The following is a 24,047-nucleotide window of genomic DNA, read 5'->3' as shown; positions in this document are numbered from 1 at the left end:
TCCGGCGACAGCGGATGACAGGCGTGCAAATCCTCGGATAGGCTTGCGCGGCGCAGCACAATGGATCCCCATGAAAGTCTTCATCGCCTGCCTTGGTACCGAGACCAACACGTTCGTGCCGTTCCCCACCGGCCGGCGCAATTTCGAGGAGAACGGTGTCTTCCACGGCGACGTGACCAAACGCACGCCCAACCTGTTCTCGGCTCCCATGCATGTCTGGCGCCGTCGCGCCGAGGAACGCGGCTGGACGGTCGTGGAGAGCCTGTTCGCCTTCGCCCAGCCGGCGGGCGTCACCGTGCGATCCGTGTACGAAGGCTATCGCGACGAGATCCTGGCCGACCTCAAGAAGGCCTTGCCGGTCGACATCGTTCTGCTGTCGATGCACGGGGCGATGGTGGCCGATGGCTATGACGACTGCGAGGGTGACCTGATCGGTCAGGTGCGCGCGATCGCCGGCCCCAAGGCGATCATTGGCGGCGAACTCGACCTGCACTGCCATCTCACGACGGCGATGATCACGCAGGCCAATGCGCTGGTGACGTTCAAGGAATACCCGCACATCGACACGGCGGAGCGCGCCGAAGAGCTGTTCACCGTGTGCGCCGATGCCGCGGAAGGAAAGACGCAACCGGTGATGGCCGTGTACGACTGCCGCATGGTCGGCATGTACCGCACGCCGGTCGAGCCGATGAAGAGCTTCGTGAACCGGATGAAGGCACTGGAAGGCAAGGACGGCATCCTGTCGGTATCGCTGGGCCACGGCTTCCCCTGGGGTGACGTCGCCGAAGTCGGCACGCAGTCGCTGGTCATTGCCGACGGCGATGCCGGTAAGGCCCAGGCGCTCGCGCGGCAGCTCGGTGAGGAATTGTTCGCCATGCGCGACACCACGCTGGTCAAGTACTGGGAGGCAGCCGACGCGGTGGCCACCGCGGATCGGGCGACAGCCGGCAAGCCCGTGGTACTTGCCGATGTTGCCGACAATGCCGGTGGCGGCTCACCCAGCGATTCGACCTTCGTCCTCGAGGCCTTGCTGGCGCGCGGATTCAAGGGCGCGCTGATCGGCCTGGTGTGGGATCCCGTCGCCTTCCAGATCGCGGAGGAAGCCGGTGAAGGCGCCACGCTCGACATGCGCATCGGCGGCAAATGCGGGCCCATCAGCGGCCGGCCGGTGGATCTGCGTGTCACCGTCAAGAAATTGGCGCACGACTGCCAACAGAGCTTCGGCCCGACCAAGAACAGCACGGGCGATCTTGCGTGGTTGCAGGCCGATGGTATCGATATCGTGGTCAACACCAAGCGCACGCAGATTTTCCATCCCGATGCGTTTGCGCCATTGGGACTGGATCCGACGCGCTACCGGTTGATCGTGGTTAAATCGACCCAGCATTTCTATGCCGGCTTCGCCCCGCTGGCGTCGGAGGTGCTTTATGTCACGACGCGTGGCGGTATCGAGCCGGACTTCGCCAACATCAGGCACACGAAGCGCACTATCCCCTACTGGCCGCGGGTCGCCGATCCGTTCACCGGCCAGAACGCCTGATATCCGCTGCTAAGCGCACCGTACGTGCAGTGAAAGTAAGGCGATCCGGTCACAAACTGCCACGATTTGGTCATTCACAATCCCGGAACGGCCGCAGACAGTCCGTAAAGCGGCCACGCTCGACGCCTAGATGGTCAGCATGTCCATCGTTCACCTGCGCGAGTCGCTTTCGCTCGGCACCGACTCCGCAACACCCAAAGCCAGCCGAGCGCGCTTCGGCAGCGTGTTGCTGATTCTGGCGGCGCTGGGGCTGGCTGGCTTCGGCCTGGCGGAATGGATCGTGCCCGGCGACAACGAGCCGGTGACCTATCGGACGTGGCAAGGTCCCGAAGCTGGTACGTTGGGTCGAGACACTCAGGTCGCGACGACCGATGCTGAATGGCGAACCCTGTGGTCCAGCCTGCGTCGCGACGCGCCACCGGCCTTCGATCCATCACGCCAGACCGGCGTAGCCATTCTGCTTGGACGGCGCCCGACACCGGGCTACCACATCGGCATCATCGGCACCGAGCAGCGTGGTGATCGAATCATTGTCGTGATGGAAGAGACACGGCCGGCTCACCGGGCCGCGCTGCCGCAGCAGATCACGTCGCCCTATGCGATCCTGCTGATCAACCAGAGCGGTGCACCGGTCAGCGTCGAACAGCGCGTCCGCGACTAATTCCCGTCCCGAGCGCAGCGAGGGCTGCGCTCGGGACGACAGCTATTGCTTGCCGGCCAACACCCGTGAAACGAGTTGGCCCAGGTCGTCCTGGGAAACCTCGTCGCCCTGAGGCAACGCGCCGTTGGGCGTGAGCCCGTCGACGAGTTGCGGCAGGATTTGCGACAGTTGGTCGGCGGCGTCCTTCTGGCTCATACCTGAAGCCTCGGCGAGCTGGCCCATCCGATCGGCACCAAACACCTGTGTCACCTGGTCAGGCGACATCGGCAGGTTCTGCCCTTTCGATACCCATGACTTGGCCTGATCACCCAGGCCGGCCTGTTCGAGGATCTGGCCCAGTCCACCCAAACCGCCGCCCAGGATATTGCCCAGGCCGCCCGCGCCCGGGTTACCGCTGCTGCCACCGCCCAACAGGCCGCCCAGAATGCTGCCGAGGTCGGCACCGGGGACACTGCCCGGCTGTTGCTGACCACCGGCCGGGGCACTGCTGCCGCCCCCCAGGATACCGCCGAGAATGCTACCGAGATCGCCGCCCGGCGCGCCGCCTTGCTGCTGGCGTCCACCACCCAGGCCGCCCTGCAGCAGCATCGCCAGAACAGCCTGAATCAGCGCAGCCTTGCCGGAGCCCGCTCCGCCGCTGCCGCCCGTCATGTTGCGCAGCACGCCACCCAGGAGTTCGTCGAGCAGTGCCATGAGCCTCTCCTTGTCCATTTATCGGCGACGCGAACAGCCACCGTAAACAGCGTAAACCCGTTCGTTACTGCGACGCAACGCAAGCGCATCCGTGTTATGACAACATGATTACAGTGGCCTGCGAACGGTCTGCTATAAGGCCGCGCGGTTGGTTCCTGCTCACCCATGTCGAGTACCGTCGATTCACCACAGCCCCCTGCGGCGTCGCCCAGCAACAACGGGCGGCGGACCTTGTCGGCCTGCTGTGGCGTCCATGCGCTGCATGACGGATACACCGACCTCCTGAACGTCCTCTACCCGCTGTTGCAGGCTCAGTTCGGCTTGAGTTATGCGACCGTTGGTATTCTGAAGTTGCTTTACTCCAGCGCCATGGCCAGCGGTCAGGTGCCGTCGGCCCTGCTCGCCGAGCGTATCGGCGGCGCCCGCGTGCTGGCACTGGGCACGGCCCTGGCGGCTCTGGGCTATGTCGTGGCCGGTCTCTCCGGTGGGTTGATGGGCGTCGCCATCGGCCTCGTGCTCGCCGGTTTCGGCGGTGCCACGCAGCACCCGATCGCGTCGAGCCTGATCGCATCGGCATTCACCGGTGCGCGTTCCCGCACTGCCTTGGGAACTTACAATTTCGCCGGCGACATCGGAAAAATGGCCCTGCCCATCGCGTTCGCGACACTGGCCGCGGCGACATCGTGGCGCGAAGGGCTGTTCGCCGTAGCCGCGCTGGGCATCGCGTCGGCTCTGCTGATACCTCTGCTTCTGCCGGCGACGTCGGCAGAGCGCATGACGGCATCGAAGGCCGCTGCGTCGCGCGCCGCGGCCGGCAGCGACAATCGCGGGGCCTTTCGCCTGCTGCTGGCGATCCATGTCACGGACTCGCTGACGCGGTCCGGCCTGGTGCTGTTCCTGCCCTTCTTGATGCGCGACAAGGGCGCCGACCTGCCGACCATCGGGTTGGCGTTGTCGTTGCTGTTCGCCGGCGGCGCCTTCGGCAAACTGGTCTGCGGCTGGCTGGGCGAAAAACTCGGCGTGGTGCGCACAGTATTCCTGACCGAGTTCCTCACGGCCGCATTGATCATCGCCCTGCTGCCGTTGCCGTTGGTGCCCGCGCTCGCCCTGCTGCCTTTGGTCGGCGTCGCACTCAATGGCACATCGTCCGTGCTCTACGGCACCGTGCCTGAGTTCGTCACGCCTGAGCGCCGCGCCCGCGCCTTCGGTATCTTCTATACTGGCGGTTCCGTGGCGGGCGCGCTGGGACCACCCGCGTTCGGTCTGTGCGGCGACATCGCGGGTCTTTCCGTCACGATGATCATGGTTGCCGCAGCCGCCCTGCTCACGCTGCCATTGACATGGGCGCTGCGCCCTGCACTGCGCTAGGTCCCTCTCCCCGCGCCGCTACAGCGCGGCGCCGTCGTCCGCGTTGAATACGTGCACCCGATCGCCCTTGGGGGCCAGATGCACAGTCTCACCCGGCTTGAAGGCATGCCGTTCGTCGAACACGGCGCAGACCTCGCTACCGCCAACCGTGCCGAACACCAGCGTGTCAGCACCCGTCGGTTCAACCACGGACACCACCAGCGGAAAGCCCATGCCTGAATCGCCGAGCGCCAGGTGCTCGGGACGCACGCCGTATACGACCTGCTGCCCATCGCCGCCTTTGGCGCCGGCCGGTAGCGGCAGGCGTGTTCCATCGACCATTGCCACGGCGGCCGCGCCATTGGACCGGCGCACGGTGCCACCCAGGAAGTTCATTGCCGGCGAGCCGATGAAGCCGGCGACGAACTGATTGGCCGGTCGATCGTAGAGGTCGAGCGGCGCGCCGATCTGCTCGACCTTGCCATCGTGCAGCACAACGATGCGGTCGGCCAACGTCATCGCCTCGACCTGATCGTGCGTCACGTAGATCGACGTGGTCTTGAGCCGTTGATGCAACGCCTTCAGTTCGGTGCGCATCTGCACCCGCAGCTTGGCATCGAGGTTGCTGAGCGGCTCGTCGAACAGGAAAACCTGCGGGTTGCGTACAATGGCCCGCCCCATCGCCACGCGTTGCCGCTGGCCGCCGGAGAGATGCCGCGGCAGGCGATCCAGGTACGGCGTCAGGCCGAGGATCTGCGCCGCGTTGGCCACACCGCGGTCGATCTCGTCCTTGGGCGCCTTGCGCAGCCGCAGCGAGAAACCCATGTTCTCGCGCACCGTCATGTGCGGATAGAGCGCGTAGCTCTGGAACACCATGGCGATGTCGCGGTCCTTGGCGGGCAGCTCGTTGACGCGCTTGGCGCCGATGCGCACCTCGCCGCCCGTAATGTCCTCCAGCCCGGCAATCATGCGCAGCAACGTCGACTTGCCGCAGCCCGATGGCCCGACCAGCACGACGAACTCGCCGTCAGGGATCTCGACGTCGACGCCGTGGATCGCCGTGATGCTGCCACCATAGACTTTCCGCACATCGTGAAGCTCGACCGACGCCATGATGCAGCTCCCGTCTCAACCCTTGACCGCGCCGGCGGTGAGGCCGCCCACCATGTAGCGGCGGAACATGTAGTAGACGATCGTCGGCGGCAGCGCGTAGAGCGCGCCGGCCGCCATCATCAGAGCCCACGGCGCATCGTCAAAGGCGAGGAATATGCCCAGCGCCGGCGCCAAGGTCAGCTGCCGCTCGGTCGACAGCATCAGGAAGGCGTAGAGGTACTCGTTCCACGCCAGCAACAGCGCGTAGATGCCGATGGCCACCAAGGTCGGCGCCATCAGCGGCAGGTAGACGAAGCGCAGGATCTGCAATGGCGTTGCACCGTCGATGCGCGCCGCCTCGTCGAGCTCGACCGGCAGCTTGGCCGAGGCCTGGTTCATCACCCAGATCGCATAGGGCGAAGCCAGGGTCACCATGGCGAAGATCATCGACCACGGGCTGTCGAGAAAGCCGTACTGGCCCATGGTTCGGTACATCGGGATGGCCAGGAACGCGGCCGGGATCAGATACGTCAGCAGCGCGATGTTGGTGATCAGCCGGCCGCCGGGGATCCGCAGGCGGGAAATCGAGAAATTGGCACCGATCCCGACCACCAGCGTCAGCAATGCCGTCACGACGGCAATCAGCGTGCTGTTCCAGATCTGGGTCCAGAAATTCTGCACCAGGTTGTGCTTCGAGCCGAGGATGGTGATGAAGTTCTGCAGGGTCACGGTCTGCGGAATGATGTCGCCGGCCACCGCCTTGTCGGGCGGCGACACCGCGATCAGCAGCAGGTGATAGATCGGCAGCAGGGTCCACAGGGCGACCGCCAGCCCGACCAGGTAGAGCGGCAGGCGCTCCAGGAAGCGTGTGGCGGTCATTGCTCGTCGACCCGGCTCAGTCGCTTCATCAGGAAAAACACCATCGGCAGGATCGCCGGCAGGGCGCAGATCACAGCGGCCATGCCGACGTCGATCTGGTCGATGCGCAAGTAGCGCACGCCCAGGGTCGCCAGCACCTGGGTCGAGTCATTGGGCCCGCCGCCGGTCAGCAGATAAACGCTGTTGAAATCGCCCAGGGTCCAGATCGAGGACAGCAGCACCGACGTCATGTAGGGCGCGCGCATGGCAGGCCAGGTAATGAACCGGAACCGCTGCCAGCGCGTTGCGCCGTCGACATCGGCCGATTCATAGAGGTCACGCGGAATGGCCAGACGCGCCGCCACCAGGATCAGGGTCCAGAACGGCAGCGACTTCCAGATGTGCATCAGGATGGCCAAGGTCAGGCCGTAGTGCCGCTCGGTCAGCCAGCCGGGTCCCTCGATCTGGAACCACTTGAACAGCAGGTTGTTCACCAGACCCCATTCCGGATTGAACATCCAGCGCACCGACAGGATAGTCGGGATCGACGGCATCGCCCAGGCGATGATGAAGATCACCGACAGCCAGCGCACCCAGCGGTATTCGAGGATGAAGAAAGCCGACAACCCCAACGCCACCAGCATCTTCAGATTGACGGCGACCAGCACGAAGATCGCCGTGTTCCACAGCGTGGTGACAAAGATCGGATCCTGGAACAGCTTCTTGAAGCTGTTGGCCGAAGAGCCGAGCCAGAAGCCGTACAGCACGGGGTAGACAACGAACAAGGCGAACACGACGACGTAAGGTGCGATCAGCACGATCGCCCAGAACTTCTCCTCCGACATCCGCTTGCGCGGCGGCGCGGCGGCCACATCCATGGTGACGGCGGTCATCGGCGGTCTCCTCCAGGATCCCCTCTCCCGCAAGCGGGAGAGGGAGGGGCCCGTTGCGCGCAGCGCAATGGGAGGGTGAGGGACCAAAGACACGCGCGCTTAACCCCTCACCCGGCCACCGCTGTCGCGGTGGCCACCTTCTCCCGCTCGCGGGAGAAGGCTCTTACTGCGCCAGGATTTCCTTGATGCGCTTGATGGCGTCTTCCGCCGCCACCTCGGGCTTGACGCCGTCCTTGGCGACGCGCGCCGTCGCACGGCCCCAGACGTTCTCGGCATTCACGATCGTGAACTTCCAGTTCTTGGTGAACGGGAAATAGACCGTGCCCTCGTTGAGCTGCTTGATGACCTGGGTCCGATGCGGATCCTTGCCGTCGGTCCAGAACGGCGCCTCGATCGCCTTCTTGGTTACCGGCACCCAGCGGCCCAGCGACCCCTCGACATAGGGCTGCAGGTTTTCCTCGGTCAGGAAGAAAGCCAGGAACTCCTTGGCCCGCTTCTTGTTCTTGGCGTCGGCAAAGATCACGGCGGTCTTCACGGCCGCCAACTGAGGCGTCTTGCCACCGTCAGGCTTGTTGGGGAAGCCGCGGGTGCGGATCTTCTCGAAGTAGTTGGTCTTCGCCGTGGCCCGCTGCTCGGCCGTATTCTCCGTCTTGTTCATCGCGTCCATCTGGGCCGCGGCGATCGAGATGGTCGCGTTGTGCGTCATCACGGTCGTCTTGTTGGCGAAGTTCAGGTTGTTGTCGACGTCGGTCCAGTTCACCGCCGATGCCGGCGAGCAGCCGCGCGAGACGATCGAGGCGTAGTCGGCGATCGCCTTGGCAAAGCCTGCCTTGTTGTCCGGCTGGTCGAGCACCAGCTTGCCGTCGTCGTCGACGACCTTCACGTTGTAGGCGTTCATGAACATGCTGAACGAATAGACCGTGTCGGATGCCTGAACGCTGGCCGGGTGGCCGACCCCGAAGACGCGCTGCCCCTTCTTGCGCAATGCGCCCTGCACCTTGTCGCACCAGAAATCCCAGAAGCCCTTCCAGTCCTCGGGAATGTCACTTTCCTTGAAGCCGGCATCCTGGACCATGTCGACCCAGTAGTTGACATGCATCAGCTGCAGTTCGACCGGCGCCGCGTAGTAGGCCTTCTTGTTGGTCTTGCCGTTCATCAGGAACGTGGTCGACAGCGGTCCTTCGAGATACTGTCCCTTGAGCGGCGTAATGACGTCGGTGATGTCCTCGAGCTTACCCTCGAAGGCCCATTTGCCAGTGACACGGAAGTCATATGTCAGGCCGAAGCCGACATCGGGCGGCGTACCCGCCTCGACGGCCGACACCGACTTGGTCACCACGTCCTCGGGCGAGAACAGCGACAACTCCACGTCGACGCCGGTCTTGGCCTTGAACTTGGCGATCGCGTCCTGCAGCGCCTTGTCCTCGGAGGGATAGAAGGCCTTGGTGAACCAGACGGTGATCTTCTCCTGCGCCTGCGCCGCGGTGGCGCCGAACGCGACCGCGCTCGCCATGGCCAGTGCCATTACGCGTTTCATGAATCCTCCCGTAAGCGCTTCCATCCCTTCCGGCACCGGTCTTGGCGCCGGATCGAAAGGCAGCGTAGCATCTCCCCGTTCGGGCGCAAACGGCACGATGGCGCGGCGGTTGAGAAGATGCCGTTCCCGACGCTTTTCAGTAGAAACGGCGCGCGCGAGGTATGGCGCCAGCGCGCCTGCGCAGGCTCCGCATGTCCCCCACTCGCGCGAGCCTCCGCACGACAGCACAACGTGCCCAGTCGCGCGTCTGCGCACCAGCCTCCGACGTGACAATTGCGCCGCAGCTTTCTTAGTGTTCAAATCGTCAGTCGGGTGTTCTTTGAGCATCTTTGAGCGTCAGGCAAATGGCATTATGTCATGTTGCCGCGCACCAATGGTCATGTCGCTGCGCAACATCGCGGTTTCCCGGAGCGCCTGTGCTGGCAAATCTCAAACTGCGGCAATTGAGACTGCTGGTGGCCCTGGATACCGAGCACCAACTGCAATTGGCGGCCGAGGCACTGAACATCAGTCAGTCGGCCGCCTCAAAAATGCTGGCCGAAATTGAGGCCATTGCCGGCGTTCCCCTGTTCAAGCGCACGGCGCGCGGTGTCGAGCCTACCCCCTACGGGTTGATCCTGGTCCGCGGCAGCAAAGGCGTCCTCGCCAATCTGGATGTGGCCATCGATGAACTCAACTCGTACATGTCGGGTGGATCCGGCTCGGTCACGATCGGAACCATCGTGGCGCCGTGCCTCGACCTGATCGTCGACGTCTGGCAATACCATGGCCGAAAGCTGGAGAAGATCAACGTCACGCTCGACGTTGCCACCAGCCCGCCCCTGGTCGAGGGATTGCTCTCGCACCGCTATGACTTCATCGCGGCGCGTATCCCCGCCAACGTCGATTCTCGGCAATTCGACTATTTCGAGATTGCCGAGGAAGAGGAGATCGGCCTGCTCATCCGGGCAGAGCACTCGTTGGCTGACCGTGACGTCGTCGATTTGACCGAGATGGTGGATCTGCAGTGGATTTGCCAGCCGCCCGGCGCGTTCTTGCGCCAAAGCATGGAACGGCTGTTTTTCAGTCGCGGCGTTGGCCTGCCGCAGCGGATTATCGACACCGAATCGTTCCTGGCTTCGGTTGCCATCGCCTCCCGGCTGGATGCGATCGTTCCGTTTCCGACGATGTTCTTCGGCATCGTCGATCCGCAGCGCTTCAAGATGCTACGGCTGAAAGAGAAGATCACACTTCAGGGTTACGGCCTGGCGAAGGTGAAAGGATACCCGCTGTCGCCGGCCGCCAACGTGCTCTTCGACGCCATGAAAAGCTTCACCAAGGTCCACGCCAAGCTGCCGCAGCTGGAGGACAGTTAGCCCATTCCGGTTCAAACGGCTCGGCCGGGAGACCCTCAGCCGCCGACGACGATGTTGTCGATCAGGCGTGTCTTGCCGAAGCGCACGGCCAGCGACAGCAGCGCCCCGCCGTCGGTCACGGTTTGCAGTTCCCGCAGAGTGTCGCGGTCCGCCACGCTGACATAATCGGGCGCCGCGGCCACCGGCTCGCCCGCAATCGTCGTGCGCAACACGTCGCGCAGGGCCTCGGCGTTGCGCTCCCCGGCCGCGAAGCGTTTCTCCGCCGCCCGCAGTGCCCGATACAGCACTGCCGCCGCCTGGCGCTCGGCCGGCGCCAGATAGGTGTTGCGGCTGCTCATGGCAAGACCATCCGCCTCCCGGACAGTCGGGCAGATCACGACCTCCAGCGGCATGTCGAGATCTCGCACCATCTTGCGGATCACCACAGTCTGCTGCGCGTCCTTCTGGCCGAAATAGGCGCGCGTCGGTTGGGTGATATTGAACAGCTTGCAGACGACCGTGGCGACACCGCGGAAGTGTCCCGGCCGAACGGCCCCCTCCAAGGGCTCCGTCACGACACCGACGTCCACCCCTGTCGCATGTCCCGGCGGGTAGACCTCGTTGACATCCGGCGTGAAGACCAGGTCGGTCCCCAGGCTGCGCAACTGGGCGAGATCGCGCTCCATGTCGCGCGGATAGGTACTGAAATCCTCGCGTGGCCCGAACTGGGTCGGGTTCACGAAGATGCTCACCGCGGCGGCACCACATTCCTGCTTGGCACGTCGTACCAGGCTGAGATGCCCCTCGTGCAGAAAGCCCATGGTGGGCACCAGTCCCAGCGTCGGATAGCGCGTCCGCGCCTGACGGAAGGCGGCGATCGTCGGGATCACGTCCATACCGGTACCCCTCTCAGGTCGTGGTGTGATCTGCTGCGCCCAGCACGGCGCTCAATGTCTCCGCCTTCATGTCGGTGCCGTGCGCCGCGGTTGGGAAGCTGCCATCGCGCACCTCGGCGGCATAACTGCGCAATGCCGCTTCGATGACCTTGCCCAGTTCGGCATAGCGCTTCGCATGGCGCGGCTGCATGTCATCATAAAGGCCGAGCAGATCGTGCCAGACCTGGACCTGACCGTCGCACCCTGCCCCGGCGCCGATACCGATCGTGGGGATCGACAGCCGCCTGGACACGACCGCCGCCAACGACATCGGCACCAGTTCCAATACGACAGCAAAAGCGCCGGCCTCTTCCAGGGCCTGCGCATCCGCGAGCAGCTGGGTGGCAGCGGCGGCGCTGCGGCCCTGCACGCGCAGGCCGATCTGGTGCACCGATTGCGGCGTGAACCCGAGATGGCCCATCACCGGGATGCCGAGGTCCACCAGCCGCCGCACGGTCGGGGCGACGGCGACACCGCCCTCCAATTTCACGGCCTGGGCGCCGGCTTGCTGCATCAGGCGCGCGGCGGCATCGATGGCGCGGCCGGCATCCGGATAGGACAGGAACGGCAGATCGGCGACGACCAGTGCCTTGGTGCTGCCGCGCACCACGGCGGCGGCGTGATGCACCATGTCGTCAACCGTCACCGGCACGGTGGTCGAATGACCGAGCATCACCATGCCCAGCGAATCGCCCACCAGCAGCAATGGTATACCAGCCCGATCGGCCAGCTGTGCTGCGGTGTAGTCGTAGGCCGTCACCATGGCGAAGCGCTCGCCACGCTGCTTCATCTTCTGAATGTCGAGGATGGTCGTGCGGATGGTCGCCTCCATGCCGTCGTACGGCGGGAAAACGGTGGCGGTTCTTAGCGTCCCACCACCGTCTTGGCAGCCCATAGATAGGCTGTGCGGCCATCATGCGAAACGGGCACGCAGATCCAGAAACCAACAGTGCAAGGACTCAATGCGAATGTCGCGGCACGCCCTTGGTCTCGGAGATGCGCTGGAAGTTGATCGCGAAGTCCAGACAGGCGCCGCTGTCGAGCTGGCCGACGAACTTTCGCTGCAGTTCCTGCCAGGGTGTCTGGCTGGCAGGATAGTTGGGTGTCCAGGCCGCCTTGCGTTTGGCGAGCTCCTCGTCGGAGATCAGGATGTCTGCGCGGCGCTTCTTCAGATCGACGCGCACCTTGTCGCCCGTCTTCAGCAGCGCCAGTCCACCGCCCACAGCCGCCTCGGGTGAGGCGTTGAGGATCGAGGGGCTCGCCGACGTGCCGCTCTGGCGGCCGTCACCGACGCAGGGCAACAGCAGCACGCCGCCCTTCACCAGACGATCGGGCGGCAACATGTTCACCACCTCGGCGGCACCCGGATAGCCAACCGGCCCGGTATAGCGGATGAACAGGATGCTGGTGTCGTCGACCGGCAGCGACGGATCGTTGATGCGATGGTGATAGTCCTCGGGACCGTCGAAGACGATTGCCGTGCCCTCGAAGGCATCCTTGTCGCCCGGCTTCTCCAGATACTTCTTGCGGAACTCGGGCGAGATCACCGACGTCTTCATGATCGCCGAATCGAAGAGGTTGCCGCGCAGGACGGCGAAGCCGGCTTCCTTCAGCATCGGCTTATCGTACGACATGATGACATCGTTATCGACCGGCTTGGCGTTCTTGAGGTTCTCCGCCATGGTCTTGCCCGACGCGGTGAGCACATCGCCGTGCGCCTTGCCCTTGCGCAGCAGCTCGGCCATCACGGTCGGCACGCCGCCGGCGCGATGGAACGCCTCGCCCAGGTACTTGCCCGCCGGCATGCAGTTGACCAGCAGCGGGATATCGTAGCCGATCTTGTCCCAGTCCCCCGTTTCCAGCGTCACGCCCATGTGGCGTGCGATGGCGTTGATGTGCGGCGGGCAGTTGGTCGAGGCGCCCAGGGCGCTCGCCGCCACGATGGCGTTCTCGAACGCCTTGCGGGTGAGGATTTTCGAGGGCCGCAGGTCCTCCCACACCATGTCGACGATGCGCCGCCCGGTCTCGTAGGCCATCTGGCCGCGTTCCTTGTACGGCCCGGGAATTGCGGCACAGCCTGGCAGCGACATGCCCAGCGCCTCGGCCATGCTGTTCATCGACAGCGCCGTGCCCATGGTGTTGCAGTGCCCGACGCTGGGCGCCGACGAGGCCACCATCTCGATGAACTGGTCCATGTTGATGCGGCCGGCGGCCAGTTCCTGGCGCGCGAACCACACGATCGTGCCCGAGCCCGCCAGGCCGCCGGCAAAATGGCCGTCCAGCATCGGACCGCCGGACAGAACAATGGCCGGAAGGTCTACCGTGGCCGCCGCCATCAGCATGGCCGGCGTAGTCTTGTCGCAACCGGTCGTCAGCACGACGCCGTCGAAGAAGTAGCCGTACAGCGATTCCACGGCGCTGAGGTAGGCGAGGTTGCGGTCGAGCGCCGCGGTCGGGCGCTTGCCCGACTCCTGGATCGGATGCACGGGGAATTCGATCGGAATGCCGCCGCTGTCACGGATGCCGTCGCGGATGCGCCAGGCGAGATCGAGATGGTGCCGATTGCACGGCGAGAGGTCACTGCCGGTCTGAGCGATGCCGATGATGGGCTTGCCGCTGCGCAACTCGGCCAAGGTCAGCCCGAAGTTCATGTAGCGCTCGAGATAGAGCGCCGTCATGGTCGGGTCGCTCTTGCTGTCGAACCACTCGCGGCTGCGCAGTTTCGAGGGGTCTTTTCCGTTCTTGGCCATGGCTTCCTCCTGACATCAACCTGTGCATTGCCGTGCATTACCGCACATCACGTCACCGGCGTCAGCAGCTTGCGATGTGCAAACCAGGATTTCAGGTTGTCGACCACGAGCTGCCCCATGGCGCCCCGGGTCTGGACAGTGCCACTGGCGACATGGGGTTGCAGGACGACGTTGTCCATGGCCAACAGCGGCGGCGGAACGTTGGGCTCATCGGCGTAGACATCGAGTGCCGCGGCACCCAGCGTGCCATCCGCCAGCGCAGCAACCAGCGCCGCCTCGTCGACCACCGAGCCGCGGGCAACGTTGACCAGCATGCCCTTGATACCCAGCGCTTTTAGCACCGCAGCGTCGACCAGGCCCGCCGTCTCGGCACCGCCCTTGCAGGTGAGCACAAGATAGTCGACCTCAGATGCCAGCCGAACCAGGTCGTCGACGTGCCGATAAGGCACACCGGGCTTGGGGCGCGGGCCGTACCACGCCACTTCCATGCCGAAGGCAAGACAGAGCGTCGCGAATGCCTGGCCGATCTGCCCAAGCCCTACGATCCCGACCTTCTTTCCGCGCACGCGATGCGTCAACGGATACTGGTCCTTGCCGTCGCGCCGGTAGTCGCCGCGCCGCACATAGGCATCGGCCTGCGGGATGCGCCGTGCGCCTGCCAGCAGCAGCGCCATGGCGAAATCGGCCACTTCGGCGGTGAGCACATCGGGCGTGTTGGAAACGCCGATGCCCCGCTGTCGACAGGTTGCAAGGTCGATAGCATCCGTGCCGACGCCATAGGACGCCACGACTTCCAGGTTCGGCAGTCGCATGATCAGATCGGCCGTCAGGCCGGTGGCACCCGTGGTCGCGGCGCCGCGCACACGCGGGGCGACCGACGTGATGAAGGCATCACGGTCGGCGGCTTCCCACAGCCGGTGCACGGTAAATTGAGCATCGAGCGCGGCCATCGCGTTCTCGATCAACGGCACCGCCAGCAGGATTTCGGGCTTGATCACAATCGTCTCCCTCCGCTCGTCCTCACAACCATCACAGGAACCCTAGCCGGTCATTCGCGTTGAGAGGAGCACGCCGCGACCGGCGCAATCATACCATGGCCACAGTTTGGCCACGGTGCGCCATGCGCGCGGCGACCAGAATCGGATGGTGGGCGGCTGACGTCCACGACATCCCCGGAGGTAGCGTATGTCCATCACAGTGACCCGACGTGCCGGCATCGGCGTTATTGGCGCAGCGTTGATGGGTGCCGCGGCGTGGCCCACCTTCGCCAGCGACGCAGCCGATGTCGTCAAGAACGGCGCCAATCGCATGCTGCAGGTGCTCAAGTCAGGTGCCTCCGACGCCGATCGTCGGGCGACCCTGACGGAGCTGATGAACCAGCTGTTCGACCTGCAGACCTTCGGCCGCAACGTTCTGGGACGACATTGGAATACCGCCACGCCGGAACAACGGCAGCGCTTCCTGGCAGCGTTTCAGAAATCGGAGGTCAACACCTACGCCGATCGTTTCAAACAGTACAGCGGTCAGACATTGCAAGTCGGCAAGGTCACCGCCAACGGCAACGCGCAGCTCGTCGAAAGCCAGATCGTCCAGCCCAACGACCCGCCCATCCGTATCGTCTGGGAGGTGCAGAACAGCCGGATCACCGACGTCACGGTCGAAGGTGTGAGCATGGCGGTCACCCGCCGTGCCGACTTCAACGCCTACATCCAGAAGAACGGCATCGACGGTCTCATCGCCGAGCTGGAGCGGCGCGCCGGTGCTCGATAAGTTCACTTGAGCTGCCGCGCCCGCACCTGCTCGCGGTGCATGATGAACAGGCCGCTGGCCACGATCAGGGTGGCACCCGACAGCATCCACCCGTCGGGCGCATCGCGAAAGAACAGCCAGCCGAACGCCACGCCCCAGACGATCTGCGTGTAGTGGAACGGCATCACCACCGAGGCTGGCGACAGCGCCAGCGCCCGGTTGATGAGCACGTGCCCGCCGGTCGACACGACGCCGTTCAGCGCGATCAACAGCATCGTGACCAGCGACACCGGCTGCCACACGAACGGCGCCACCACGGCGCCGGCCAGCAGCGTGCCGCCGATGTGCCAGGCGATCATCGGCACCGGGCCGGCGTCCCGCAGCAGGCGCGTGAGCAGGATCACGCCGCTGTAGACCACGCCGCCGGCCAGCGCACAGAGATGGGCGACCGACATGCCTGCGCCCGACGGCTTCACCACCAGCAGCACGCCGAAGAAGCCCACCACCACCGCCAGCCAGCGCCGCCAGCCCACCTGCTCGCCCAGCAGCGGCACGGCGAGCGCCGTCGCGATGATCGGCGTGGCCTGATATATGGTCAGCGTATCGGCCAGCGGGATCTGCCAGACGGCCGTGTAGAACAGCGCCAGCTCGGCGACGATCAATACGCAACGCAGCACATGCAGCCACACGCGCGACACGCGCGTCACCGCCAGCCAGCCATAGGCGTGCACCCTGGGTGCGATCACCACCAGAGCCCCGACGTTGCGGATCAACAGGAGCTGTGCCACCGGGCACAATGCGGCGAGGTACTTGGCCAGCGCATCGTTGGCCGAGAAGACGAACATCGCCGCCAGCATGAAGGGAATGCCGGCCGACGTCGCACTCAACGCCTGGGTACTGGGCACGCTATAGTCCTCGTGAAACGCGATGCCGGTCGCGATCGTTGAATGCGTATGCCACCAAAGGCCCGTCTCATGCCATCCCCTGCTCTCATCTGCCTTGGCGAACCAATGGTCGAGTTCAACCACACCGACCCGCAGGAGCCGCGCTGGCTGCAGGGCTTCGGCGGCGACACGTCCAATGCCGCGATCGCAGCCGCCCGACAAGGCGCTTCGGTAGGCTACGTGACGGCGCTGGGCCGGGATCTGTTCGGTGACCGCTTCATTGACCTGTGGCAGCGCGAGAACGTCGACTGCGCGTGCGTCGCCCGCCGTGACGATGCGCATACCGCGGTCTACTTCGTGACCCACGACGCGCAGGGCCACCAGTTCCACTATCTGCGCCGTGACTCCGCGGCCAGCCGCCTCGGACCGGCCGATCTGCCACGCGACTACCTGGCCGGCGCCCGCATCCTGCATCTGTCCGGCATCAGCCAGGCCATTTCCCCGGCTGCCCGCGATGCCGGCTTTGCCGCGATCGAGATCGTGAAGGCGGCGGGCGGCCAAGTGTCCTACGACACCAATCTGCGGCTGAAGCTGTGGTCCCTGGACAAGGCCCGCGACACCATCCATGCCGCCATCGCACGTGCCGATATCGCTCTGCCCAGCTTCGATGACGCCGAGCAGCTGACCGGGCTGTCCGATCCGGATGCCATCGCCGATTTCTACCTGCGCCTGGGTCCGCCGATCGTGGCGCTGAAGCTCGGCAAGGACGGCGCGCTGCTGGCGACACCGCAAACCCGGCAGCGGATCGCCGCCCAGCGCGTCGATGCCGTGGACGCCACGGGCGCCGGCGACACCTTTGCCGGCGCATTCCTGGCCCAAGTGCTGGAGGGTTGCGATCCCCTCGCCGCCGCCCGCTGGGCCAACGCCGCGGCGGCGCTCAAGACCACGGGCTTCGGCGCCATCGCACCGATGCCCAGCCGCGCGGCGGTTGCGGCGTTCCTGCGCTAAGCGAGTCCGCTACTCCGCGGGGTGAACCACGCGGCGCGGGCGGAATGTCGCCAGGATGGCCCGTCCGAGCCGCCCGAACACCGCGATCTGCTGCCCGAGCCAGCTCTTGCCGTTGTCGGCGTCGGCGTCGGGCGTGTCGACACCGGTCGGGCGGCGCTTGTAGTCATAGACCGCGGTGCCGAACAGCAGGTCCCAGACCGGCAGAACGGCGCCGAAGTTGCTGTCGTGGATATGCGGCTCGGCGGCGCTGGCGCGCGCATGGTGCGTGCGGTGGAACCACGGATCGACCACCAGCTTGTCGATGACCCGGCCGAAGCCGAAGCGCACGTTGGCGTGCGACATGCTCTCGATCAGGCGGCTGAGCAGCAGCAAGGCGACGTACTGGCCGGGCTGCACGCCGATCAGCAGCGCCACCACGGCGAAGTAGACCGATGCCAGCAGATCATCGAGCAGATGGTTGCGGTCGTCAGACCAACACGTCACCTGCCGCTGGCTGTGGTGCAGGCTGTGCAATGCCCACCACCAGGGAAAGGCGTGCTGCATGCGGTGCAGCCAGTAGCCGGCACAATCGTAGAGCAGGAAGTAGGTCGCAAACAGCAGCAGCGGCTTGTCGCGCAACCAGGGTATGGTCTGCTCGACCGTGGGCAGCACCATGTCCTGCTCGCGTACCAGATCCTGCAGCCAGTCGTTGACCGGGTAGAGCACGACGAACACGACGAAAGGCAGGATGCCGAGCTTGCTCAGCAGCGTGTAGACGATGTCGACCCGGGCCAGCTTGCGGTCCGGCCACCGCTCAGCCGGCGCCAGCCGCTCCAGCGGCCGGAAGACCAGCAGGATGACGGCGATCTGCACGACGCCCAGCATCAGCGTCTCGACGACGAAGGGAGCATCCTCGAAGAAGGTCATGTAGCCGAACCGGAACAGCAGCGGATGCACCGCCGTTTCCAGGATCCAGCTCTGGACATCGACCCAGGTATCGACCAGTCCCTGCATCGGTACTACCCACCAACCGCCCACACTACGCTGCGGTGTATTCTGGCATGACAAGCTGACGTCAGCTTGTCACTCAGGCCGGTGTCGGCGTCAACGGAACAGCGGCGCCAGGATCTGGGGCAGGACGTCCGGCAAGGTGGCCTTGGGTGTTTGTGCCGTCTTGTCGCCGGCAGGCTCCGGCGGCGGCGCCACCGAGCGGGACACGGTGTGCGGGCCGTTGATGTAGATGCCGTGCGGTGAGCGGCCGACATTGACCGTGCCCACGATCTGCTTGGTGGCAAGATCGATCGCCATCACCTTGCGCCGCCAGCGCTGGGTCACCCAGATCTGCTTGCCGTCCGGGGTGAAATCGAGGTCATCAGGCCCGCCCGGCGCCCGGATGGTATCGACGACCTCCAGCTTGTTGGTGTCGAACAGCGAAATCGTGCCCTCGAGCCGGTTGGTCACCAGCACCCGCGTTTCATCATTGGGCATGCGAAAAATATTGTGGGCGCCCTTGCCGGTCACGACCCATTTCACGACCCGCTTCTGCGCCAAGTCGACCACGGCCACCGCGTCCTCGCCGGTCAGGCCGACCAGCACCCGCTTGCCGTCCGGCATGGCATACAGCCCGGCCGGCGCCTCGCCGACATCGGCCGTCCACGCCACCTCCTGGGTGTCGAGGTTGATCGCCACCAGCTGGTTGGAGCCCTGCATGGTGATCAGCACCTGGGCGTTGTCCCGGGTGAAGGCCATGTGGCTGGGCAAGGTGTGCAGCGGCAGCCGCTTGACCAGCTTGAGCTCCTTGGCGTCGTAGATATCGACGTGGTTCATCCGGTAGGCGGCCGTCACGAACCATTTGCCGTCAGGGCTGAAGCCGAGCTGGTAAGGATCGAGAATATTGCGTACCCGGCGGCGGGTTTCGCCGGTGACCGGGTCGAGAAAGGTCAACTCGTTGGTGGCGGTCGAACCGATCACCAGGTCCTTGCCGTCCGGAGTCAGCATCAAATGGTGCGGTTCGCGGCCAATCGACCGCTTATCGACCTCTTTCAAGGTCTGGCGATCGACAATGCTGAGCGATCCTTCGTCGGAATTGAGGACCACGACCAATTGCGGTGACGCCATCGCCGGCGCTGCGAACGCCAAGCCAAGCACGAAGGACACAACCGCCAGGCACCGCCCGGTGGAAAAGCTGCTCATCGCAAAGAGCGGTCCACTCCGCACGCGCCGGAACCCCGCCGACGCAACCGAACGCTACATCGCATTTCCGGTCGCGGCGCACCAGCACGTAACCCCACCTTGATCGGGAATTGAGCCATTTTTTTGGACGATGTGGCCTGGCCGTCACAGTGTCAGGCCGTCGCACCATCGGCCGCCCGCAAGCTGGCGGCGGCGCGCGCCAGCGATTCAATCCGTTGCCAGTCCCCTGCCTGCACGGCCGCCGCCGGTACGGGCCATGAGCCCCCGACGCAGGGCACGTTGCCCAGCATCAGGTATGTGACGGCCTTGGCCGCATCGATACCGCCGGTCGGGCAGAACCGCAGGTCCGGCAATGGCGCCCGCAGCGACCGCAGGAAACCTGCGCCGCCGCTGTTCTCGGCCGGGAAGAACTTCAAGGCACGGTAGCCGCGCTCGGCCAACGCCATGGCCTCCGACACACTGGCCATGCCCGGCAGATATGCCAACGGCGAGTCGGCCGCCGCCGTCAGCAATGCGTCGGTGGCGCCCGGGCTGACGGCAAACTGCGCTCCGGCCCGCTCGGCTGCCGCGAACTGCGCCGGCGCCACTACGGTGCCGACCCCGACCACCGCACCCGATACCTCGGCGGCGATGGCCCGCACCGCCTCCAGCGCCCCCGGCGTCCGCAGGGTGACTTCGAGAACCGGCAGGCCACCGGCAACCAGAGCCCGGGCCACCGGCACGCCATCGGCGGCGCCATCCAGGGTCAGCACCGGGATGACGGGTGCTCGTTTCAGCAGCGCGCCGATTTTTTCCACAGATCCCCGCCCTAGATGCTCCAGCCGCCGTCGATCACGTGGGTCGTCCCGGTGGTGAAGGCGCTTTCGTCGCTCGCCAGATAGAGCGCCAACGCCGCCACCTCGTTGGGTGTTCCGAAGCGGCCGGTGGGCTGACGCGCCCGAAACATCGAGGCATCGCCGCCCAGGGCCGAAATGCGATCGTCCAGCGACGGGGTCTGCACCGTGCCAGGGCAAATCGCATTGCAACGCACGTTGTTTTTTACGAAGTCGACCGCCACCGACTTGGTCAACCCCACGATGGCCGCCTTGGTCGTACCGTAGACGAAGCGCAGCGGCGCGCCCTTGTGCGAGGACGCTGCCGACGCGACGTTGATGATCGACCCGCCATTCTTTTCGACCATCCCCGGCAGGAACGCCTGGATCGTCCAGAACATGCTGCGCACGTTGAGGTCGAAGGCGAAGCGCCATTCATCGTCGGTGGCGTCCAGCACCGTGCCGTGGTGCACGAAACCGGCGCAGTTGAAGAGGACGTCGATCGGCCCCACGCGGGCAGCCAGGGCCTGCATCGCCGCCTTGTCCAGCACGTCGAGCTTCTCGGCGTGGACGCCGGAGACGTTCGCCAGCGCCGCCTTGAGCTTGCCGTCGTTGACGTCGGTCGCCCAGACCTCGGCGCCCTCCCGCGCGAAAGCGTGTGCCGTGGCCTCGCCGATCCCCTGTGCTGCCGCCGTCACGACGCAGCGCTTGCCCTTGAGACGCATGTCGAACTGCCCCCGCTCGAATCCCAGCGATCGTAGTCACACTTCTTGTCCCGGGTTCGTTGTCATCGCGAGCGAAGCGAGCCCTGGGACCGCGGGCCTCTGGCCCGCTCATGTCAGGCGAAAGCTTGCCTTTCGCCTTGATGCGGGCGGGACGCCCGCGCTCCCAGGATGTCAGGCCGCCTTGAAGTCGGGCAGCCGCTTCTCGGCCCACGCCTTGACGCCTTCCTTGAAGTCGGCGGTCTTGCGCGTCCAGTCCTGCTCCACCAGTTCGCGTTCGGTTGCCGCCTCGATGGCGTCGGCCAGGCCGCGCCGTACCGTCTCGCGTGTCGACATCACTGCCAGCGGCGCCGACTGGGCGATCTCCGTCGCCAGCGCCAGCGCTGCCTGCCGCACCTCGGCCAGCGGCACCAGCACGTCGGCGAGCCCCAGCGCCACCGCCTCTTCGCCGGTGACGCGACGGCCGGTGTAAAAGAGCAGGTTGGCTTTCTGGTGGCCGATCAGGCGCGGCAAGGTGCAGGTCAGCCCGAAGCCGGGATGGAAGCCCAGCCGGTTGAAGTTGGCGCTGAACCGGCCCTCGGCGCAGGTGACGCGAAAATCGGCAACCAGCGCCAGACCCAGCCCACCACCGATAGCGGCGCCCTGGATCGCGCCCACGATCGGTTTCTTGGAGCGGAACAGGCGGATGGCTTCCTTGTAGAGATGCTTGCCACTCTCGCCCGAGGCGCCCGTGGCCGGCCGGTTGGCGAAGTCGGCACCGGCGCAGAACGACTTGCCCTCGGCGCACAGCACGACGGCGCGGCACTGGGTGTCACGGTCGAAGGCCTCGAACGCATCGCCGATCTGGTTGATGAGCGCATTGTCGAAATAATTGTGCGGCGGGCGGCGGATCTCGACCACGCCGACATGGCCCGACAGGCTGACACCGATATCCTTGTACGTCGCTTGCGCCATGAGCGCCCTCCGTTGCCGATCGTGATGCGGCGCGACCTTAGCACGCCCGCTGACTCGAAAAAGGGATGCATGTCAGCGCTTCGTCCGCTAAGGACATTGCAGGTTCCCGCGTATGGATGTCCCGAGATGGCCGAGGGTGAGTCACGTATCCTGCAGCTGGCGCCGGGCGACAACGTCGCCGTGGCGATCCGCGAGATCGAGGCCGGCGACGTGGTGAAGATCCACGGCCGCGAAATTCCGATGCCGCAAACCCTGCAGGTCGGTCACAAGTTCGCCGCCCGTCGCATCGAGGCCGGCGAGACCATCGTGAAGTACGGCACGCCGATCGGGCGCGCCACCATCGACATCGCTGCCGGCGAGCATCTGCACGCGCAGAACACGGTGGACGACGTGCCCAAGCCGAAAGCGGCACCGCGCGCCGCCGAGGCGGATGGGCAAGAGACACACTCCCCGACCGACGATCAGGCATAGCGCACGATGGTGGGCCGAACGCGTCAGACCAAAACCAAGACCGCGGGCAAAACCAAAAAGCCGCTGCTGGCCAGCCATCAGCGCAGCTGGCTGTGGGGCAAAAACCTCGTGCTGGAGACGCTCGCCAGCGGTCGCTGGCCGGTTCACGAGCTCTACCTCGCCGACGATCTGGGCGCCGACGCCGCCGCCAGCGAGCTGGCGCAGGTCCGGGCCCACACGCCGAAATTCAAGCCGACCCGATCCTCGCGCACCCGCATTGCCCAGCTCTGCGGCACGCAGGACCACCAAGGCTACCTCGCCCGCGTCGGCGCCTACCCGTACGTCGAGCCCGGCGCCTTGCGCACCCGTGCACGCACGCCGGCGCTGTTCCTGATCCTCGACGGTGTGCAGGACCCCTTCAATCTCGGCGCCATGCTGCGCTCGGCCGAAGTCTTCGGCGTCGACGGCGTGTTCCTCGGCACCCAGGGTTGCGCCGGCGTCAACAGTCTGGCGGCGCGCGCCTCCGCCGGCGCCGTCAACCGGCTGGCCATCGCCCGCGTTGACAGCCTGCCCGAGCTGATCGCCGAACTGCGCCGCGATGCGGTGCGCGTGGTCGGCACCGGCCTGGAGGCCGACTACGCCCTCGACGCCTGTGACCTGGGCGGTCCCACCGCGCTGGTGATCGGCAACGAAGGCACCGGCCTGTCGCCCGACGTCAGGACCGCCTGCAACATGTTGGCGAAGATCCCGCAGGACGGTGGACTCAATTCGCTCAACGCGGCGGCGGCCGCCGCCGTCTGCCTGTACGAGACGCTGCGCCAGCGCCGTCAGGACGTCTCGGTATGGGGCGTCACGTCCATCTCATCGCGCGTGATGCCATAGACCTGATCGACGAGGCCCCAGTCGCGCGCCTCCTCGGCCGTCATGAAGTTGTCGCGGTCCAGCGCCTGTTCGACCTCGTCGTAGGTGCGCCCGCAGTGCTTGGCATAGAGACGCTGCAGACGGCGCTTGGTCTTCTGAATGTCCTGGGCGTGGCGTTCAATGTCGGACGCCTTGCCCTGGAAGCCGCCTGACGGCTGGTGGACCATAATACTGGCGTTGGGCAGCGCCACGCGCTGGCCCGGCGCGCCGGCCATCAGCAGGAACGAGCCCAGCGACTGCGCCGTGCCCATGCACATGGTCGTCACCGGGCTCTTGATGTATTGCATCGTGTCGTAGATCGCGAAACCGCTGGTGACCACGCCGCCGGGCGAGTTGATGTACATCGCGATTTCCTTCCTGGGATTCTCCGATTCCAGGAAGAGCAGCTGAGCACATACCAAGGCCGAGACGCCGTCGTCGATCGGGCCGTTCACGAAGATGATGCGTTCGCGCAGCAGGCGCGAGTAGATGTCGAAGGCGCGTTCGCCGCGGACCGACTGCTCGATCACCATCGGCACCATGTTCATGGGAGTCTCCTATCATATTCCTCCCCAGCTTCGCTGGGGAGGTGCCCCGATACGACGTTTCGACGCAAAGCGTCGAAACGTCGGTGGGCGGAGGGGAGCCGACGTGGTCTTGGTAATAGAGACCACGTGGGGTCCCCCTCCGGCCTTAGTGCGACCGCAGCACATGGGTAACAGATTGTACTCAGCACATGGGTGACAGTTTTCTCGC

At 65.4% G+C, this 24,047-nt stretch carries 24 protein-coding genes; 8 read left to right on the top strand and 16 right to left on the bottom strand.

Annotated features, from left to right (window positions below; genetic code table 11):
* Window positions 1-70 precede the first annotated feature (70 nt).
* Complete coding sequence (locus FQU96_RS19750; RefSeq protein WP_146543053.1) at window positions 71-1,540, top strand: M81 family metallopeptidase; 1,470 nt, start codon at window positions 71-73, stop codon at window positions 1,538-1,540.
* Window positions 1,541-1,679: 139 nt separating this feature from the next.
* The gene (locus FQU96_RS19745; RefSeq protein ID WP_178130598.1) at window positions 1,680-2,201 is read left to right on the top strand and encodes a protease complex subunit PrcB family protein; all 522 of its coding nucleotides are present in this window, start codon (window positions 1,680-1,682) and stop codon (window positions 2,199-2,201) included.
* Window positions 2,202-2,243: 42 nt separating this feature from the next.
* Here FQU96_RS19745 and FQU96_RS19740 read toward each other — a convergent pair whose 3' ends face one another.
* Window positions 2,244-2,894, bottom strand: coding sequence for a YidB family protein (locus tag FQU96_RS19740; RefSeq protein WP_146543051.1), 651 nt, complete (start codon window positions 2,892-2,894; stop codon window positions 2,244-2,246).
* 165 nt (window positions 2,895-3,059) lie between these two features.
* Between FQU96_RS19740 and FQU96_RS19735 the strand changes: the two genes are divergently transcribed.
* Window positions 3,060-4,262 carry an MFS transporter gene (locus FQU96_RS19735; RefSeq protein WP_146543050.1) on the top strand — a complete coding sequence of 401 codons (1,203 nt, stop codon included), beginning with the start codon at window positions 3,060-3,062 and terminating at the stop codon, window positions 4,260-4,262.
* Between the two features lie 18 nt (window positions 4,263-4,280).
* On the opposite strand, the gene FQU96_RS19730 is transcribed toward FQU96_RS19735, so the two are convergent.
* The 4 genes from FQU96_RS19730 to FQU96_RS19715 all read right to left on the bottom strand — a co-directional run bounded on the left by FQU96_RS19730 (window position 4,281) and on the right by FQU96_RS19715 (window position 8,621).
* Window positions 4,281-5,354, bottom strand: coding sequence for an ABC transporter ATP-binding protein (locus FQU96_RS19730; protein ID WP_146543049.1), 1,074 nt, complete (start codon window positions 5,352-5,354; stop codon window positions 4,281-4,283).
* A gap of 15 nt (window positions 5,355-5,369) precedes the next feature.
* Complete coding sequence (locus FQU96_RS19725; RefSeq protein WP_146543048.1) at window positions 5,370-6,212, bottom strand: carbohydrate ABC transporter permease; 843 nt, start codon at window positions 6,210-6,212, stop codon at window positions 5,370-5,372.
* Window positions 6,209-7,084, bottom strand: coding sequence for a carbohydrate ABC transporter permease (locus tag FQU96_RS19720; protein WP_146543047.1), 876 nt, complete (start codon window positions 7,082-7,084; stop codon window positions 6,209-6,211). Before FQU96_RS19720 ends, FQU96_RS19725 begins: the two co-directional genes overlap by 4 nt.
* Before the next feature lie 163 nt (window positions 7,085-7,247).
* Window positions 7,248-8,621 (bottom strand): ABC transporter substrate-binding protein, encoded by a 1,374-nt coding sequence (locus tag FQU96_RS19715; protein ID WP_146543046.1) that lies wholly within the window; start codon window positions 8,619-8,621, stop codon window positions 7,248-7,250.
* A gap of 416 nt (window positions 8,622-9,037) precedes the next feature.
* On the opposite strand from FQU96_RS19715, the gene FQU96_RS19710 reads away from it, so the two are divergent.
* A complete protein-coding gene (locus FQU96_RS19710) occupies window positions 9,038-9,976 on the top strand; it encodes a LysR family transcriptional regulator (RefSeq protein WP_146543045.1) in 939 nt (312 codons plus the stop codon).
* Between the two features lie 35 nt (window positions 9,977-10,011).
* Here FQU96_RS19710 and panC read toward each other — a convergent pair whose 3' ends face one another.
* From panC to FQU96_RS19690, 4 genes are all read right to left on the bottom strand, one after another.
* Window positions 10,012-10,851: a pantoate--beta-alanine ligase gene (gene panC, locus FQU96_RS19705; RefSeq protein WP_146543044.1), complete on the bottom strand. Its 840-nt coding sequence runs from the start codon at window positions 10,849-10,851 to the stop codon at window positions 10,012-10,014.
* A 13-nt stretch (window positions 10,852-10,864) separates the two neighbouring features.
* Window positions 10,865-11,722, bottom strand: a complete 858-nt coding sequence (panB, locus tag FQU96_RS19700) for a 3-methyl-2-oxobutanoate hydroxymethyltransferase (RefSeq protein ID WP_255468415.1) — start codon at window positions 11,720-11,722, stop codon at window positions 10,865-10,867.
* 127 nt (window positions 11,723-11,849) lie between these two features.
* A complete protein-coding gene (locus tag FQU96_RS19695) occupies window positions 11,850-13,640 on the bottom strand; it encodes an IlvD/Edd family dehydratase (protein WP_146543043.1) in 1,791 nt (596 codons plus the stop codon).
* Between the two features lie 47 nt (window positions 13,641-13,687).
* Window positions 13,688-14,638, bottom strand: a complete 951-nt coding sequence (locus FQU96_RS19690; RefSeq protein WP_146543042.1) for a 2-hydroxyacid dehydrogenase — start codon at window positions 14,636-14,638, stop codon at window positions 13,688-13,690.
* A gap of 187 nt (window positions 14,639-14,825) precedes the next feature.
* On the opposite strand from FQU96_RS19690, the gene FQU96_RS19685 reads away from it, so the two are divergent.
* Window positions 14,826-15,410 carry a phospholipid-binding protein MlaC gene (locus tag FQU96_RS19685; RefSeq protein ID WP_146543041.1) on the top strand — a complete coding sequence of 195 codons (585 nt, stop codon included), beginning with the start codon at window positions 14,826-14,828 and terminating at the stop codon, window positions 15,408-15,410.
* 2 nt (window positions 15,411-15,412) lie between these two features.
* On the opposite strand, the gene FQU96_RS19680 is transcribed toward FQU96_RS19685, so the two are convergent.
* Window positions 15,413-16,294, bottom strand: a complete 882-nt coding sequence (locus FQU96_RS19680) for a DMT family transporter (RefSeq protein ID WP_146543040.1) — start codon at window positions 16,292-16,294, stop codon at window positions 15,413-15,415.
* 42 nt (window positions 16,295-16,336) lie between these two features.
* Between FQU96_RS19680 and FQU96_RS19675 the strand changes: the two genes are divergently transcribed.
* On the top strand, window positions 16,337-17,281 hold the full coding sequence (locus FQU96_RS19675; protein WP_370461380.1) for a sugar kinase: 945 nt from the start codon (window positions 16,337-16,339) through the stop codon (window positions 17,279-17,281).
* 9 nt (window positions 17,282-17,290) lie between these two features.
* On the opposite strand, the gene FQU96_RS19670 is transcribed toward FQU96_RS19675, so the two are convergent.
* The 5 genes from FQU96_RS19670 to FQU96_RS19650 all read right to left on the bottom strand — a co-directional run bounded on the left by FQU96_RS19670 (window position 17,291) and on the right by FQU96_RS19650 (window position 21,941).
* Window positions 17,291-18,274 carry a sterol desaturase family protein gene (locus tag FQU96_RS19670; RefSeq protein WP_146543038.1) on the bottom strand — a complete coding sequence of 328 codons (984 nt, stop codon included), beginning with the start codon at window positions 18,272-18,274 and terminating at the stop codon, window positions 17,291-17,293.
* A gap of 90 nt (window positions 18,275-18,364) precedes the next feature.
* A complete protein-coding gene (locus FQU96_RS19665; protein ID WP_146543037.1) occupies window positions 18,365-19,453 on the bottom strand; it encodes a YncE family protein in 1,089 nt (362 codons plus the stop codon).
* A 152-nt stretch (window positions 19,454-19,605) separates the two neighbouring features.
* Window positions 19,606-20,250, bottom strand: a complete 645-nt coding sequence (gene eda, locus FQU96_RS19660; protein WP_218574780.1) for a bifunctional 4-hydroxy-2-oxoglutarate aldolase/2-dehydro-3-deoxy-phosphogluconate aldolase — start codon at window positions 20,248-20,250, stop codon at window positions 19,606-19,608.
* Between the two features lie 11 nt (window positions 20,251-20,261).
* Window positions 20,262-20,990 carry an SDR family oxidoreductase gene (locus FQU96_RS19655; protein WP_146543036.1) on the bottom strand — a complete coding sequence of 243 codons (729 nt, stop codon included), beginning with the start codon at window positions 20,988-20,990 and terminating at the stop codon, window positions 20,262-20,264.
* 171 nt (window positions 20,991-21,161) lie between these two features.
* Window positions 21,162-21,941: an enoyl-CoA hydratase/isomerase family protein gene (locus FQU96_RS19650; RefSeq protein ID WP_146543035.1), complete on the bottom strand. Its 780-nt coding sequence runs from the start codon at window positions 21,939-21,941 to the stop codon at window positions 21,162-21,164.
* A 126-nt stretch (window positions 21,942-22,067) separates the two neighbouring features.
* On the opposite strand from FQU96_RS19650, the gene FQU96_RS19645 reads away from it, so the two are divergent.
* Together FQU96_RS19645 and FQU96_RS19640 are read left to right on the top strand one after the other, a co-directional pair.
* A complete protein-coding gene (locus tag FQU96_RS19645) occupies window positions 22,068-22,412 on the top strand; it encodes a UxaA family hydrolase (protein ID WP_178130597.1) in 345 nt (114 codons plus the stop codon).
* A gap of 6 nt (window positions 22,413-22,418) precedes the next feature.
* Window positions 22,419-23,273: an RNA methyltransferase gene (locus tag FQU96_RS19640; protein ID WP_146543033.1), complete on the top strand. Its 855-nt coding sequence runs from the start codon at window positions 22,419-22,421 to the stop codon at window positions 23,271-23,273.
* On the opposite strand, the gene FQU96_RS19635 is transcribed toward FQU96_RS19640, so the two are convergent.
* Complete coding sequence (locus tag FQU96_RS19635) at window positions 23,219-23,839, bottom strand: ATP-dependent Clp protease proteolytic subunit (RefSeq protein ID WP_146543032.1); 621 nt, start codon at window positions 23,837-23,839, stop codon at window positions 23,219-23,221. The two genes, FQU96_RS19640 and FQU96_RS19635, sit on opposite strands and share 55 nt — an antisense overlap.
* Between the last annotated feature and the right edge of the window lie 208 nt (window positions 23,840-24,047).

This window comes from Reyranella sp. CPCC 100927, from assembly GCF_007859315.1.
GTDB lineage: Bacteria > Pseudomonadota > Alphaproteobacteria > Reyranellales > Reyranellaceae > Vineibacter.
The sequence above is the reverse complement of the archived record's forward strand: the minus strand, read 5'-3'. Positions and strand labels throughout refer to the sequence as shown.